The organism is Bifidobacterium reuteri DSM 23975, from assembly GCF_000741695.1.
GTDB classification, from domain to species: domain Bacteria; phylum Actinomycetota; class Actinomycetes; order Actinomycetales; family Bifidobacteriaceae; genus Bifidobacterium; species Bifidobacterium reuteri.
The window spans coordinates 15,890-31,339 of sequence record NZ_JGZK01000023.1 but is presented as its reverse complement, the minus strand read 5'-3'; the positions used below and the strand labels follow the sequence as shown (position 1 = coordinate 31,339).

Here is a 15,450-nt window from a genome sequence, read left to right as displayed (position 1 = left end):
GGCACTCGTCCTGCCGGCACCCCGGCTCGGGGCAGCGAAAGCGGGAGCCCGCCTCGAAACCGATCGTGATGTGCAGCTCCTGCCTGCCGTCGTCGCCGTCCCGGAAATCCACGGACTCGACCTTCCAAGGCATCGGAAGCTGGAGCGCGGCTGTGAACAAATGCGAGGTATCCATGCCTCCAACCTACCCGACAGACATCACACCGCACACCAGCCAACCCACTACAAACAGCGAAAGGCCCGTTTATGTTTGATGGGTTCAGGATACATACGTTACGCGAGAAAGTCAACACCGTTCGTGTCGTTATTTTCCCCATTACGCTTGCCATCTAAACCATAGGCAATGGATGCGCACAATCCCATGGCACAGCCGACATAATCAGTACTACCTACTCCCGGACGAATCTCAGCGGCGCAGCTTTGGGGCTGAGCTTGTTGTCCAGTACCGACACGGCGGTGCCCAACGCCGCTACGTCATCACCTGCAGCGGTTGACTCGACCTTGAACTTGTGGACGTTGCGGAAAACACTGCACACAACCCGGACACACTTGACACACTTTACGGTTGAAATGTCAGCGGTCATTCTTCGGGCAAACACCGGATCGAAGGACATCAACGAACATCTCGAATCTGATGGAACGCAGGCCACGATACTCACTCTATTCGCGCATGCATGGCACGTCCGTACTGTCCAAGCCCCCATTGTCCACGAACTGTCGAAGTTCGTTTGCCCTACAGCTCGATATCCTGGGCGAGCATGGTGATTGCATCATTGCGATGCTCAATCCACCATTCGGCATCGTCGCGACGCAATACCTGCTTATAAAGCTCGTCGAACGCGTCCCTGTCCTCGATGCGCGCGTGACGGGCGAGCACTATCACCTGCGACAGGACGCGCTGGCGTATCGGCTCGGCCCTGTCGCACTGCGATTTCGAGCCCCACAACTCGCAGAATCCGGCCGACCTGTTGTCCCGCCGGCTCTGGATGCCTTCGCATGACGCGCACAGCGTCTCCTCGGCCTTGCGAATCCTCTTTTCCACTATCACGTAGGAGCCGTCCACGTTGATACGCTCCTGGTGCCCGCAGCGGTGCGTGACCATCCGCCATGCCATGTCGCGTCTCCTCCTCGTGAAACCGTTCCGTTGTCAGACTGAACAATCAACAGCCGATTAGTAGAACATATGTTCTACTGTTGTGCGGACATCCGTTCGAGAGAGAAGGGGTGAATCCGGCTGATCGACTGCGACGCGCCGACATGTTGAATCAGAAAAGCGGATGGGATGGCCATCCCATTTTGCTTGGTTTTTCCTGATGCTCCACAGACTCAGCCAAAGCATAGACCTCATTTGGATATCCAAAAGGGATTGGATATCCAAAGGGGTGGCCTCCACTTCAGAAAAATGATTATCTGAAATGGAGGCCACCCTCTGGCTTGATGATACCGACATCTATCCCATGGATCACGCTAGACAAGCGTGGCTACCCAAAGGAATACGGCAGCTACAACAAACAGGATCGCAAACGCCTTCAAACCCACTTTCAACCACTTGCCGAAGCTGATTCCGGCTACGGACAGGCCTGCGAGCAGTACGCCACCCGTGGGATTGACGATGTTCATCAATCCGTTGCCGAACTGGTTGCTCAATACGATCACGTCGCGGTTGATGTTGACGAGGTCGGCGAGCGGGCCCATGACCGGCATGGTCAGCGCTGCGGAACCGGAGGACGAGGGGACGAACAAAGTGATGAACGCCTGAACGGCCAGCAGAATGGTGGTGAACAGCGCCTTGGGCAAGCCTCCCAACAGTCCGGCAAGGCCGTTGAGGATGGTGTCGATGATCATGCCGTTCTGGAGGATGACGAGAATGCTGTTGGCCAGTCCGATGATGACGGCCGCGTAGACGAAGTCCGCGCATCCGGAGACGAATGCCTCGCACATCTCATTGATGCTGAATCGTGCGATGATGCCGGTGATGAGCCCCAGAGCAAGGAACAACGCGCCGATTTCGGTCATGTACCAGCCTTGGGTGACGATGCCGTACACCATGACGGCGAGACCGAGGATGAACACGGTGATGATGGCCTTGTCCTTGCCGGTGAAATGCATCGCGCCGGTGTCGGAGACGAGTGTTTCACCGTTTTTGCCGAACAGTTTCGCCTTGAGCACCCGGTCGGAATCGTAGACGATGGAGGATTCGGGGTTCTTGCGGACCTTGAACGCGTAGCGCATCGTGAATGCGATGGCGATGATGGTGAAGACGGCCCAGTAGATGAGACGGAGCCAGAGCAAGGGGTTTCCATGCACTTCACCGATGCCTTGGGCGATCAGCACGTTGAACGGGTTGATCGTGGAGCCGATGTATCCGACCTGACTGGCAAGGAACAGGGTGAGGATTGCGGTCATGGAATCGAATCCCATGGACAACATGAATGTGATGAAGATGATGAACAGGGGGATGAGTTCTTCGCTCATGCCGTAGGTGGATCCGCCGAGGCTGACGAGGATCATCATCAGTGGGATGACGAGGATGCCCTTGGATCCGAGGAAGTCGGCCAGTGCGCGCAGGCCGCGATCGATGGCTCCGGTTTTGAGGATGATGCCGAATGCGCCTCCAAGGATGAGTACGAAGGCGATGACTTCGACTGCGGCGATGATGCCGTTGCCGGGCGCTTCCAGCACGGCGCTGAGTCCCTGCCGGTAATCAGTGCCGTCTTCGGCGATCTTTGCTATCTGATGATAGGTACCTGGAACCACGACGGTGCGTTCGCTGCCGTCAACCGTCACGGTTTTGGTGTCGTATTGTCCGCTGGGCACCACCCAGGTGAGGAACGCGCAGATGATGATGAGGAAGAACAGCAGCGCATAGCTGTGGGGGAATCCGATTTTCTTGATGCGGTCGATGAGTTTCATTTGTTGCCTCTTTGCATATTGGTGGAGCCGGTACGTGAATTGGTGTCTATGGCCGGCATCATTGCCGGCGCTGATTTGGTGGAAGCGTGGCGAAATCGATTCGCGTGTTCATGCTCGGTACGCGGTTTTCCCATCGATGATGGTTTCTATGACCTGAGCGTTATGAAGCTCGTTGTCAGGCGTAGAGAGAAGGTCACGGTCGAATATCGCGAATGTGGCAGTGGCGCCTCGCTGAAGTATCCGTCCGGTACCACTGCCGGGGAGGAAGTCTCCGGACGGCTTTCCGTTGAGGGTGCCGGATGGCCTACTATCGCCGCCTCGTATCCAGGATTTCAGGAGCGAGCTCTGAGTCAGGGCGTATTCAGGGAACCATCGTTCTTCACCTTGGTCGAACCGTCGGCGTGAAGCGCGAAGCAGTGCTTCAGGCACATCGGCCACGAATAGCGGACAGTCGGTGCCGCTGGTCACTGTCACGTTGTGATCAGTGAGGTTCGTGTAATGGAAGAATGAGGATCCATCCTCTCCCACAATGGCTGTGGGCATATACGACTCCTGGAGCGAGGGATTCAGCCCGAGAATCTGTGGGTAGATTTCGGCGGTGATGCCGGCTTCCGCCATGATCTTGGCTGCATGTCCGGTGATCATCTCCAGGTCGCTGATGGAGTGCCGTACCTGCTGATTCGTGTGACGAGCCAAGATTTCCGCTGACCGTTCGATGGCTTTGTCTCCCTCGGCGGTCAGACAGCAGGATACGCCTCGGTCTGATAGATAGGCCACATCGGCTTCGATGGCGTCGTAATACACCTTTGGCGGTACCGCTCCGTTGGTGTAGGTTCCTCGGATGTCGCCGGTCCCGTCGGCGACGACACCGTCAACCATGATCTTTACCCCGCCGAATCGGGTTCGTGGGCCAAATGACCGATAACGGAGTCTCGGGATCAGAGCTTTGTCGAGTTTGTGCGCGACAGGTTCGATGGTCATGGTGACATCGAGCAGTTTGTCGGCTATCGGAACATGCACGTCGCAGTCATCGAACACGATGTCCTTGCAGGAGACGACGCCTCGTGAAAGCAGAAGTCGCTCGAATCGTTGCCAGGATTCCCGGACCAGCTCGGCATCATGGCACATTTCCCTGATCAGTCTTACGCGTGTCTCTGCGGACAACTGGTCTTCCTGGAATCCGTAGCGCTCGATTGCAGCGTTGTTCATCCAATACCGGCTGCGGGCGTCGTCGATGGCGGCGATTGGCACCGTTGTGGAAATAGCGTCAAGCGTCTGTCTGTCGGGATCGGAGCCCCATGCTTTGCGATTCCATCCGTGGGCATATACCGGTCGGCCAGGGTGCGTTGAAGCCCAATCGGAGATAACACTTGCCGCGTCCTCCATACTGACGGCATGCGATAGGTCAAGGCCTGCGTTAGCCGCCATCCAGCCGGAGAAGAACACGTGATTGTCGTGCAGACCGGGCATCACAAGGTGGTCATCATGTTCGATGAGGTGTGTGGAGCTATCGATTGGCCCATAGTCCCAACCATGTTCCACACGTGTGATGAACGGCCCGCGAAATTCAATGAACCCCTGGAAGGGTTCCTCGCCGTTCCCGTCAAAAATATGACGTGATCTGATAATGGTGTTCATAGGCTTTCCTTCGGAAAAGCTAAGGATTACGAGAGCTCTGTCCTCGCTCTTGGACTCGCCATTCGCATCCGAGCCATAACCGCATAACCCGAAAAGGCATGGCTTGCGCCGGGTCTACGGCCGATATCGGCGTGAACGAGGATAAGTAGGAAAGAAGCTCCGGATGCTTCTAGAGCGTGAACGTGTAGAGCTCTCCTAAATAGAATTGGTGACCGACGTGCACAGGTCGGTCATCCTGATCGCAGATCAGCGTCCTGATCTCGAAGAACGGGGTCCCGATAACTACGTTCATCTGCCTGGCAAGGTCCGCATCGGCCAGTGCCATGCTCAATGTCGTGGTTTTTGGGTTAATGGGATGGATGTCGTGTTCATCCGACAGTAATCGGTACAGGGAACCGCTCAAATCGACGTGTTCCAGAAAACCAAATCTATCTGCGGGGAAATAGTTGTTCTCCATCATGATCGGGATGCCGTCACCCCTACGTACACGTTGGATATACAACACATCATCGCCTACAGATATATCGAGCTTGTCGGCAAGGTTTCCGTCGGCGGGAATGATCTTCCGTTCCAGGACCTCGCTCGAGGCATGGTATCCGGCCCGTTCAAGACTTTCGGTAAAGCCCATCACGTATTCGATCTTGCGGTCGATGACATGACGGCGCACGAATGTGCCCTTGCCCTGCTTCTTGATGAGGTATCCCTCATCCACGAGTTCCTTGATGGCTTTGCGCACGGTGATGCGCGAGACGCCGTATCGTTCACCGAGTTCGGGCTCGGCTGGAATTCGCTCTCCAGGCGCATATGCGCCTGATGCGATGCCGGAGAGCAACGAGGCTTTCAGTTGGGCGTACATGGGGATACGCGCATCATCCTGCAGCATCGTCGGTCTCCTTTCTCGAGGATTTCTGGGTTAATCGTATACCGGATTGCCCTGTGTCGCAGGCGGCGCCGATTAACTGATAGGAGTTCCGAACCCGAACGATCCGTCAAGCTGGACGGCTTTCGCGGCGAACTCCTGCCCGGCGACAAGGCTGTCATCGATGTCTTTGCCTTCGATGACATGCGCCAGAAGGAATGCCGTGAGGAACGAATCCCCCGCCGCCATGGTATCGACCGCCTCGATGACATGAGGCTCCAGTTCGTGGAACCGTTCACCGTCATAGACGATTGTGGACTGCGAACCCCGGGTGGCGACCAGCAGTCTGTTGGGCTTGCGATATAGGCTGCTCAACAGCACCTTGACCTGGTTTGCGGGCATGCCGCTCAAGGAGAAGAAGCCGTACTGGACGTATCCCAGCGCCCCATCGATGGTGCTGGTTTCGAATTCATCGGAGAAGTCATAGGAGACAGGAACTCCCATGATCGAGAGGCGTGGCAGCAGATGATCCGCATTCCCCCAGATGCCCATATGAATCAGGGAGAAGTCGCTGATGTACCTCCAATCGGCCTCCGTGGCCTCAATGGGTTCGATGCCGGCGATGCCGCCCTCGTTGCTGCCGATGAAGACGCGGTCCCCGTCCACCACGTTCACCTTGGCGCATCCGTTTTCACCATGTCTCACTTGGCAGTGGCTCCGGTCTATGCCGAGCGCGTCGATGCTATGCTCCACATGCGCGGCGTTGGCATCATCTCCGAACACGCCCATGAATGCTGCGTCGTATCCCAGTTTCTTGGCGAATGCAGCGAAATTAAGCGCATTGCCTCCCGGGTACATGACATTGAGGTTGACATACTGGTCGACGACCTGGTCGCCGAGTCCGAGAACCTTGCTGGCGTTGCTCATTGCAGTCTTCTTTCAGTACGCGACTTTGCCCATGTAACGGCGTACGTCGAGGTCATGGTCGCGGACCACGGATAGCGCGTAACGGTATTTGCTCAGCACGCTGTAGAACAGAATCGGGTTGAAGTACTCATTGACCGCGTCGTCGATGAGGTCGAGACCGAGCTCCTTGGCGTCGACGACTTCGACCTTCTTTGCGTACTTGCCAAGGAATTCGAGTACGCGGTCGTCGAGTGCGCGGGTCCTGCCGAGACCCTTGGCCACAATGAATGGCGTGTCCTCATCGGTCACCTCGAATGGCCCGTGGAAGAACTCGCCGGAGTGAATCGGCGCCGCGTCCAGCCATTGCATTTCCATCAGCGAGCAGATGGAGAAGCCGTAGGCGTGTCCGTAGGATGCGCCGGAGGCCAAGACGTAGAACATTGTTTCATCCTGGTATTTGGATGCAAACTCCTTTGTGCGCGGCTCAACCTGCTTTTCGGCGTTCGCCACAACGGTGTCGATGATGGCCATGCCTTTGCGGAATGCCTCGATATGCGGGTAGCCCTCGAGCTTGTCGATCAGATTGACGGTCAAGTCGAGCATGATGGCCATGGGGTTGTTGTGCACGCGGGTCTCGTCCCCCCACTCGTAGACGAACGAATAGTCGGATTCGTCGAGGAGTTTGGCTTCCTTGTTGTATGTCAGTCCTACGGTCTGTGCTCCGGCCTCGCGTGCCAGAGCCGCTGCGGCCACTGTCTCCGGAGTGTTGCCGCTGTGGGAGCACAGCACCACCACGGAAGTGGGTGAGAGGCGCTTCGGGGTGGCGTGGACGAATTCGTTGGCGGTGTACCAGCCGCTGGTGACGCCTGTGGATTCGGTGCGGACGAAGAAGTCAGACACGTACATGTCGACGAGAGAGCCGCCGCAGGCTACGTAATAGACTTCACTGACCTTGCCTCCATTGCGTTCAATTATCTGATCGACTACAGGAACGACATTCATGACGGATAACCTCCTCGTTAAACCATATGACGTAACATAACGTCATATGTATATATATAACGTCATATAACGTTTTAATCAAGTTGGACCATTCGGAGTGTCGCACACGACTTCCTTGTAGAAAAACCGGAAGCGCACAGCAACACGCAGTATGCGTGGACGTTACATACGGTTCACCGGGTTTAACGGGAGGGAAACAAAGCGCTGTTTGACTGTAGCCACACAGGGAGAGGAGGATCCGCATGAATCAACATATTGAAATACCGGCTGACGGATTCCTCTTCATCAATCGTGAGGTCATGCGGCTGATTTCCGCATATGGCCTGTCGTGGACCGTGGCCTGACACGTCGGTTCTGATTCGCCGGGCCCGGTGCATGCATTCCCGGCTGCCGCCCTGGCGCACATTCACCGCATGCGGCTACGCATGGTCGCATCGCTCGTTACCCGCTCTTCATATGGCCTTCTGCCGCAGTCACTATTGATTGCGGGCCAGCCTATAGAGATTTTTTCGCATCACACGTCATCGTGAGGGTCAATCATGCCTGAAACCACACACCAGCCGTACCAGGTCATCATCGCCGACGGGCTGACCAAGAAATACGGGGACCGTACCATTCTCGAATCGTTGGACCTTACCGTTTCGGAAGGCGAGCACATCGCCTTGGTGGGGCCGTCCGGCTGCGGAAAATCCACATTGCTGTCCATCATCGCCGGACTCAACAGCCAGACCGAAGGCCTGATCAGGGTGTTCGGCGAGTCCGACGAACAGCAGCGCCTGTCATACTGCGCCTGGATGCCTCAGAAGGACCTGCTGTTCCCCTGGATGAGCGTCGCCGAGAACACGGCGCTCTCGCTCACCAATCGTCATACGTCGCGAGGCAAGGCATTGAAAAAGGTTCTGCCCTATCTTGAGCGCTTCGGTCTGGGCGAATACGCAGACAAACCGCCGTATGCCATGTCCGGCGGCATGAGGCAGCGCGCCTCGTTCGTCCGCACCATCCTGACCGGCAAGGACCTTCTCCTGTTCGACGAGCCGTTCGGAGCGCTCGACTCCATCACACGCATGGACCTGCAGAACTGGCTCAAGGGAACGCTCGCCAGCATGAACAAGACCTCCGTGCTCGTCACCCACGACGTGGAGGAGGCGCTGATCCTGAGCAACCGCGTGGTGGTCATGTCCCGCAATCCGGGACGCATCATCCACGAGATCCCCGGATTCTTCTCCAGCGACCTGGACCGTTCCGAACTTGCGGCACAGGAGGATTTCGTCCGCTCCCGCGAGCTCATCATCGGATACCTGAGGGATGCCCAGGATCCCCAATACGGCAAGCAGACTGGCGAGGCACCGGGAACCGCCCCGGACGATGGCGAGTCGGACATGGCTGGCGCAGCCAGCAAGAACGGCAAGGAGGACTGATATGACCGGCGTCAGGAAGACATTCGACTATGTGTATGCGGCCGGCATGTTCTTGGTGCTCGCCCTGCTATGGCAGTTCGCGCCCGGCTGGTTCAACATCCCGCGCTTCATCATCGTGCCGCTTTCGGAAGTGTTCACCGAGATCGGCACCGAATGGAACGACGGGCTCGGCTGGGCTACCTATGTGACGTTCTACGAGATGATCGTGGGACTGCTGTTCGCGTTCGTGTTCGGCTTCGCCCTGGCGATCCTGTTGGCGGCCAACGAGCCGTTGCGCAAGGCCCTGTACCCGGTGCTGATAGCCTCGCAGTCCATTCCGGTGATGATCATCGCCCCCGTGTTCGCCATCGCGCTGGGCTACGGCCTGGAACCGAAGATCATCGTGGTGGCCATCAGCTGCTTCTTCCCGATCACGGTCAACTTCCTGACTGGCCTGACCGCCGTGGACGTCGAGCAGACGAACCTGATGAAGACGTTGTACGGCTCCCCGTTCAGCACGCTGGTAGAACTGCGTATCCCCTCGGCCATGCCCGAACTGTTCGCCGGCCTCAAGGTATCGGTTGCATACGCGCCCGTGGCGGCTCTGTTCTCCGAATACACCGGCTCGCAGGGAGGTCTCGGCTATCTGATGATCCAGGCCATCCCGCAGATGAACACCGCGTTGGTATGGGGCGAGGTGCTCATCATCGCCGCGCTGTCGATCCTGTTCTTCGCCATCGTCTCCGTACTCCAGCGCATCGTGTGCCCCTGGGACACCCACCGTTGACGCCCATGTATCCCGTTCGTCGCGCAGCCGCAGCCTGAACATCGCATTACCGCTTGTGAAAGGAACAGTCATGTTCTCATCCAGAAAACTCCTCGGCACCGTTTCGGGGATCGCCGTCCTAGCCGTCCTCCTCGCCAATTACGCCGCACCTGACCCTTCCGGCCCGCATACGACACCATCATCAGCCGGCACCGTGACCCACACGCTGCTGTTGGATTGGCTTCCCAACCCCGACCACAGCGGCATATATGTCGCCCAAGCCGAGAATGATTTCCAGAAGCAGGGCGTCAATGTCAAGGTACAGACCCCGTCCGGCACGGCCGACGCCGCCAAGATGATCAGCACCGGCCAGATCGATCTGGCCATCTCGTATGAGCCTGACACCATCATGGCCGCCGCGCAAGGCATGAAGGTGCAAGCCGTGGCCGCGCTGATTCCCAACGTGCTCAGCTCGCTCATCGTCACCGGCAAGGACCGCAGCGTCACGGACCTCAAGGGCATGACCATCGGCAATCCGGGCCTTGCCACGTCCCTGCCGACGCTGAACTCCGTACTCGCCCAGAACGGCATGACCGAATCGGATGTGAAGAACGTGAGCCTGTCCACCGGAGGCGTGGAGCCGCTGCTGGCCGGCAAGGTGGACGCCATCTTCGGCTACTACAGCAATGTGGAGGGCGTACAGCTGGCTGAGCAGGGCGATTACACCGTGCTGCCCTTCGACAAGATCGGCGTGCCGTCCTTCGACGAACTGGTGCTCGTGGCGAACCCTGACCGGCTGCAATCGGACTCCTCGTACGCCAGCTTCGTCAGGAAGACCATCGCCGCGCTGAAAGAGGGCTTCGCGTCCGCGAACGCCGACCCCGATGCCGCATACGACGCCATCGCGCCTGTAGCCAAGGGATACGACGACACGACCCTAAGGAACATGGTCAAGGCCACGGTGCCGGAATACGATAATCCTCGGGGCTTCGGATCCATGGACCCGAAGCAATGGGATTCCTACGCGCAGTGGATGCATCAGAACGGCCTGATCGACAAGCCCTACAAGGGGCGTGACGCCATGACGACGGAATACCTGCCGGACTAGCGGTACGCATAGCAATACAACGCAATAAGGAAACGGCGAAGGAAGCCACATGATAGTACTCAAGAACGGGGTGGTGCTCACCAACGACAAGGATGACAGGGTCATCTGGGGCGGAACCGTCTGCATCACCGGCAACCGCATCACCTATGTGGGCGATGACGCGCATGCACCAGCGCCGCAGCCGGCGGATACGGTGATCGACTGCGAGGGCAGTAGGCTCATCATGCCCGGACTGGTCGATCTGCATTACCACACCTGCATCAGCCGAGGCGAGGGCGACTGGCTGCCGCTGATGGAATGGCTCGACGAGACCTGGTACCCCTACATCAACAACATCGACCCGGAAAGCGCCTACCATGCGGCGATGGCCAGTTACTGCGAATCGATCAAGGCCGGCGTGACCTGCGTCAACGACATGTACAGGCAGCTGCCGTCACTGGCCCGCGCGGCCGAAGACTCGGGCATGCGCGCCGTACTGTCGAACGACGTCATGCTCCGGAAGTTCGGCCATGACAACATCGACACCGCACGCGAGGCCTACGAACAGTGCGACGGCAAGGCCGACGGCCGGGTCGAGGTCTATATCGGATACGAATGGATGCCCAAAGGCTCACCGGAACTATTGCGCGAGGTCAGGGCATTGGCGGACGAGCTGGACACGGGCATCCACATCCATCTCAACGAGTCGTTGAGCGAGATCGAATACTCGAAGGAGCAGTTCGGCAGGCGACCCGCCGAGCTCGCCTACGAGAACGGAGTGCTCGGACCGGATTGCGTCGCCGCGCATTGCGTATGGCTGTCCGACACCGAGATCGCCATGATGGCGGAAACCAGAACCAGCATCGCGCACAATCCGCTGTCCAACGCGAAACTTGGCAGCGGCATCGCACGCGTACCGGATTATCTGGCCCGTGGGGTCAATGTCGGCATAGGACACGACGCCGCCAAATGCGCGGACAGTCGCGACCTCTGGGAGAACATCCGCGCCGCAGCCGTGTACCACCGCGGCGCACGCGTCGACTCCTCCATCATGCCGGCCTCCACCGTGCTGAAAATGGCCACAACCAACGGCAACAAGGCCCTGCACCACGACGCCGGCAGCATCGAGACCGGACGCCTCGCAGACATCGTCACCGTGGACCTGGATACATTCGCCATGACGCCGCTGCGCTGGGGCGACGACCAGCAGCTGTGCTCGCACTTGGTCTACTCGAACAACGGCTCGTATGTGCTCGACTCCATCATCGACGGACGGATCGTGATGCGGGACAGGCAATTGACCATGGTGGATGAGCGTGATGTCATCCGCAACGCCACAAAGGCCTACCTGCAAATGCGCGAACGTCTCGGCAAGTAGATCTCCGACGTGGACAACTGCCGCTCTATCGTTCACTTGACTGAACCGGCTACCATTCCTTCGATGAAGTATCGCTGTAGGAAGTTGTCACCGGCTTCAGAGTAGGCAGGACCGGACGGAAAACCTAAATTCTCCATGAATGGCTTCAATTGCCTCTCAGCCTGTCCACCAGTCCGATCACCATGCCGACGATGAATGCGATGCATGACATCTTCACGCACTCCACTGAAAGCCATAGGGCCAATATCTCGGCAAGAAATGTGAAGACATCTTCAGGATTGTATGTTCCACGGCTCAGACAGGCCTTCAGAACGAGGGACAGCAGGAACAGCAATGCCGCCAGAATCATAAGAATCGCAGCAGCCAGGAGAAACGCGAAGGCTGCTGCGCGCAGGCCTTGGTTCTTCCCATGCTGCATGGGATTCCGCCCGCCGCGGTTCGCCATGACGCGGTGGTCGCGATACTGGGCTCCCGTTGGAATATCTCCGATATTCCAACGGACAGGATTGCCCACCTCCGTTGTGCCGGGTGCCGTTGTCCGGCTTGGGTCGGCGTAAAGGTCCGCTTTGGTCTCGGGCCGGGGACCTGGGCTGGTTTGGTTGTTCATAGGCTTCCGTCCTTTCCGGGAAGGGTTCCGTCCCGGGTCTCCCCCGGCACGCTCCATGATGGGGCCTGCGGTTGCGGGACCGGTATGGGGTCCGCCTGCATGATCGGCGGCGATGGCATAGGCGTCGTGGATTGCTGGTGCTGCATGTCCCGCTCCCGTTGGGCGGCCTCCTCGTCCGCGGTTCTCTTCTGCTGTTCGACTGTCGTCGTCAGTTCCGAGAGCCGTTGTTCGGCGATGAGAGCCTCGCCCAGATTGGTTTCGGTGACTTGGACTGCCTTCCACTCTCCGGCGAGGGCGAGCAGTTCCGTTTTCTCGGCGGTTTCCGGCGCGCTGGCCATGGCGTTCGCACGCTCCACATATTGGGCGATGCTCTCACCCGTCGATGCGATCCTGCCGTCAATCAGCTGCAGGAACTTCGTTTTGAGCGCCTCGGTCTCCGTGACCACTCGTTTGATGTCATCGGCGTTCATCGCCTGTTCGAGACCTGTATGGTCGATGTCCCCGGCGACCGGGCTGCGTCCGATCCTCTCCAGCAGTTGCGCTGCGGCGGCCATGGCCTTGTCCCTCTGTTCGGACGTCTTCCGCATGGCGTCCTCATCCTGACGCTCGGATTGAGTCTTCTGCTGCTGCGGTCCGAGCAAAGTGCCGACCACGTAGCCGCCGCCTGCCAAAAATGTCAGTGTCATGATGGCGATTCCTGTGATGATGGCCGTCCGACACCGGAGAAGTCCGCCACGCTTCCCAGGACGTGCTGCGTCCGGCACGGTCCCCTGTTCGCAGGGACCGAGATTCAGCGCCACGGTCTCAGTCCCATCGCATCGGGCTTCGTCGTTCGCCGTTTGTTCTCCCTGTTCTTTTGAACGGGTCTTCAGCGGTTTGAATCTGGCCTGCAATCGTGCGATCAGGCCCTGTCTGGGCTCATCCGGTGCGAGCGGCGGCGGTCCTATCGTATCGGGATGCGCTTTCGCCTCCTCCACCCACATGCGCAATTCCGGCCAGGATGCCGGGTGTGCGGCGATCTCGTCCAGCAGATGCCAGTTGTCGGGGTCGCAGGCCAGCGCCTCGAGCTCATAGGCCGTGGCCTTCGGATCGATGCCCATGGCCGTCTCCCTTCCCGTGTGGTCTCAGACTGTTCCCGGGCGGAGGATGTAGACGAGCCCCTCGTCATGGCTGACGATCCTGCTGGCCTTGTACCCGTGCGCATCGAAATCCGTGTAGTGCACCTCCCATGTGGCGCCGGAGGCGGTCTTCACCACGCAGAACGCCGCATCATCGTTGATGGCGACCTGCACGAAGCCGACGCCCGGCGTGTCCGCGTCGTCGTGGCGCAGCTGGTCGACCGGGACATCCAGTCCTGCGGCGTCTTCGATGAAGTAGTCGTCGAGGATGACGGTTCTTCCGGCCTTGTCGCCGATGTATGCCTGCACGGCGAATGGCGCGATCAGCCGGCACGCCTCCTCGCTGCGGGATACGCCGATGGTCTCCCCCTCCGTCATGACGTACGGCGGAGGCGGCTGGACGGCCTCGCGCTCCGCTGCGACGGGCTGCACGTCCTTGCCGTCCGCGGCTCCGGCGTCGTGTCCGACGGCGATGACGAGCGTCGCCAGGATGACCGCGACGGCCGCGATGACGGGCCATGCCTTATTCCCGTTCTTGTCCATACCACCCTCCGATTCGTGTTAATTAATTAATTATTTGGTTTAGTGGATGAAGTCTATGCCGCCGATGGCGGTCTCGAGCTGTTGCCGGCTGATGGTGCGCAGGGTGACCCTCGCCGACGAGGCGGAGGATTCGGAGATGACGATGCCGCCGTCGGCCCTGACCTCCTCGACGACGGCGACGTGCCCGTAGACGGGGCTCGCCGCGAGGATCGAACGCTGGAACACCATGACGTCGCCGGGCTCTGGCTCCTTGCCGGTCGGATACCCGTGCGCCTTGGCGCTGTCGCGCCACATGGCGCCGTCACCCATGTACGGATCCACCGGCCTGCCGATGTGCGCGCGCCGTGTCGCGGCCCACCATGTGCATTCCCACCGCGCATAGGTGGTCGCCTCCGGCAGGTCCATGGCCTCAAGGTCGACTGCGGTGAGGTCCGCGTTCATCGCCAATGGCGGGTCGAGCGAGCCGATGACGCCGCCCGACGGACAGGCCGGACCGTCCCCTCCCCCGAGCATCGCGTGCATCCTGTCGAGATAGGCGCTGGTGACCTCAGGGATTCGCGGCCAGCCCATGAGGCCGCCTTCGCCGGCGTTGTGGGCGATGACCAGCGCATCGAGGTCGTCCAGGGTGCTGAATTCGGCCGAGGGGTTCGCCGTCTTGAGCCGTCGCACCGTGTCAAGGCGCCGTGCCAGATACACACCGCCGTATTCGGCGTGGGTCATGGGGTCGGTGATGCCTTCCGGCGGCGTCGCATCGGCGCCGTCGGGGTGGACGCTGCGCCACACCTCCCGGTTGATCTGGAGCAGCCCCCATGTGCCGCCGTTGGAGTCGTCGGCATAGGCGTCGGCCCTGAACCCCGATTCGATGGTCATCATGGCGGCGATGAAGTCCTGGCCGAGGCCGCTCGCCTCCGCCGCCTTCGCCACCCATGGCGTCGCCCCGGCCGGTATGGCGATCTCGGTGCGCGCATCGGCGCAGCCCTGATTCACGGCGAAGCCGGGCAGCCATGCCAGCATGGCGGCGAGGACCGCGATGACGGCGACGATGCCGATGACGGCCAGCGCCACAGGCGTGCCGATGAACGCGGAGACGGCGTTGGCCACGGCCGCCGCGGCTCTCCTGATGGAGACGGCGGCGGCATGCGCCGCCTGCGATACGGCGTCCGTCACCCGTCTCGCCGCAGCCCCGCGCGATACTGGCATGCGGCCCTTCGGGATGGCGAACCGTCTGATAGGGGC

General features: G+C 59.5%; 14 protein-coding genes and 1 pseudogene. 4 read left to right on the top strand and 11 right to left on the bottom strand.

The window, feature by feature from the left end; genetic code table 11:
• From BREU_RS12060 to BREU_RS10905, 7 genes and pseudogenes are all read right to left on the bottom strand, one after another.
• A pseudogene (locus BREU_RS12060) lies at nt 1-175 on the bottom strand (ISL3-like element ISBlo6 family transposase); the annotation flags it as partial.
• 558 nt (nt 176-733) lie between these two features.
• Nucleotides 734-1,114 (bottom strand): hypothetical protein, encoded by a 381-nt coding sequence (locus tag BREU_RS10930; RefSeq protein ID WP_044090190.1) that lies wholly within the window; start codon nt 1,112-1,114, stop codon nt 734-736.
• A 353-nt stretch (nt 1,115-1,467) separates the two neighbouring features.
• Nucleotides 1,468-2,913, bottom strand: coding sequence for a YfcC family protein (locus tag BREU_RS10925; RefSeq protein ID WP_044090189.1), 1,446 nt, complete (start codon nt 2,911-2,913; stop codon nt 1,468-1,470).
• 108 nt (nt 2,914-3,021) lie between these two features.
• Complete coding sequence (locus tag BREU_RS10920; RefSeq protein ID WP_044090188.1) at nt 3,022-4,551, bottom strand: amidohydrolase family protein; 1,530 nt, start codon at nt 4,549-4,551, stop codon at nt 3,022-3,024.
• Between the two features lie 169 nt (nt 4,552-4,720).
• The gene (locus BREU_RS10915; RefSeq protein WP_044090187.1) at nt 4,721-5,434 is read right to left on the bottom strand and encodes a GntR family transcriptional regulator; all 714 of its coding nucleotides are present in this window, start codon (nt 5,432-5,434) and stop codon (nt 4,721-4,723) included.
• Nucleotides 5,435-5,506: 72 nt separating this feature from the next.
• Entirely contained in the window at nt 5,507-6,337 is an 831-nt protein-coding gene (locus BREU_RS10910) for a PfkB family carbohydrate kinase (protein WP_044090186.1), read from the bottom strand.
• A gap of 12 nt (nt 6,338-6,349) precedes the next feature.
• Nucleotides 6,350-7,318 carry an SIS domain-containing protein gene (locus tag BREU_RS10905; RefSeq protein ID WP_044090185.1) on the bottom strand — a complete coding sequence of 323 codons (969 nt, stop codon included), beginning with the start codon at nt 7,316-7,318 and terminating at the stop codon, nt 6,350-6,352.
• 539 nt (nt 7,319-7,857) lie between these two features.
• Between BREU_RS10905 and BREU_RS10900 the strand changes: the two genes are divergently transcribed.
• The 4 genes from BREU_RS10900 (at nt 7,858) to BREU_RS10885 (ending at nt 11,946) form a co-directional block, all read left to right on the top strand.
• A complete protein-coding gene (locus BREU_RS10900) occupies nt 7,858-8,736 on the top strand; it encodes an ABC transporter ATP-binding protein (RefSeq protein ID WP_052382137.1) in 879 nt (292 codons plus the stop codon).
• Nucleotide 8,737: 1 nt separating this feature from the next.
• On the top strand, nt 8,738-9,502 hold the full coding sequence (locus BREU_RS10895) for an ABC transporter permease (RefSeq protein ID WP_052382136.1): 765 nt from the start codon (nt 8,738-8,740) through the stop codon (nt 9,500-9,502).
• Between the two features lie 70 nt (nt 9,503-9,572).
• The gene (locus tag BREU_RS10890) at nt 9,573-10,589 is read left to right on the top strand and encodes an ABC transporter substrate-binding protein (RefSeq protein ID WP_044090184.1); all 1,017 of its coding nucleotides are present in this window, start codon (nt 9,573-9,575) and stop codon (nt 10,587-10,589) included.
• A gap of 49 nt (nt 10,590-10,638) precedes the next feature.
• Entirely contained in the window at nt 10,639-11,946 is a 1,308-nt protein-coding gene (locus BREU_RS10885; RefSeq protein ID WP_044090183.1) for an amidohydrolase family protein, read from the top strand.
• Nucleotides 11,947-12,091: 145 nt separating this feature from the next.
• Here the strand turns inward: BREU_RS10885 and BREU_RS10880 are convergent, their stop codons facing one another.
• The 4 genes from BREU_RS10880 to BREU_RS10865 are packed head-to-tail and all read right to left on the bottom strand — an operon-like array spanning nt 12,092 to nt 15,414.
• A complete protein-coding gene (locus BREU_RS10880; protein WP_044090182.1) occupies nt 12,092-12,553 on the bottom strand; it encodes a hypothetical protein in 462 nt (153 codons plus the stop codon).
• Complete coding sequence (locus BREU_RS10875; RefSeq protein ID WP_044090181.1) at nt 12,550-13,653, bottom strand: hypothetical protein; 1,104 nt, start codon at nt 13,651-13,653, stop codon at nt 12,550-12,552. The genes BREU_RS10880 and BREU_RS10875 overlap by 4 nt, the downstream gene beginning before the upstream one ends.
• A gap of 24 nt (nt 13,654-13,677) precedes the next feature.
• Complete coding sequence (locus tag BREU_RS10870; RefSeq protein WP_044090180.1) at nt 13,678-14,214, bottom strand: hypothetical protein; 537 nt, start codon at nt 14,212-14,214, stop codon at nt 13,678-13,680.
• A gap of 39 nt (nt 14,215-14,253) precedes the next feature.
• Nucleotides 14,254-15,414 carry a CHAP domain-containing protein gene (locus BREU_RS10865; protein ID WP_081886702.1) on the bottom strand — a complete coding sequence of 387 codons (1,161 nt, stop codon included), beginning with the start codon at nt 15,412-15,414 and terminating at the stop codon, nt 14,254-14,256.
• Nucleotides 15,415-15,450 lie beyond the last annotated feature (36 nt).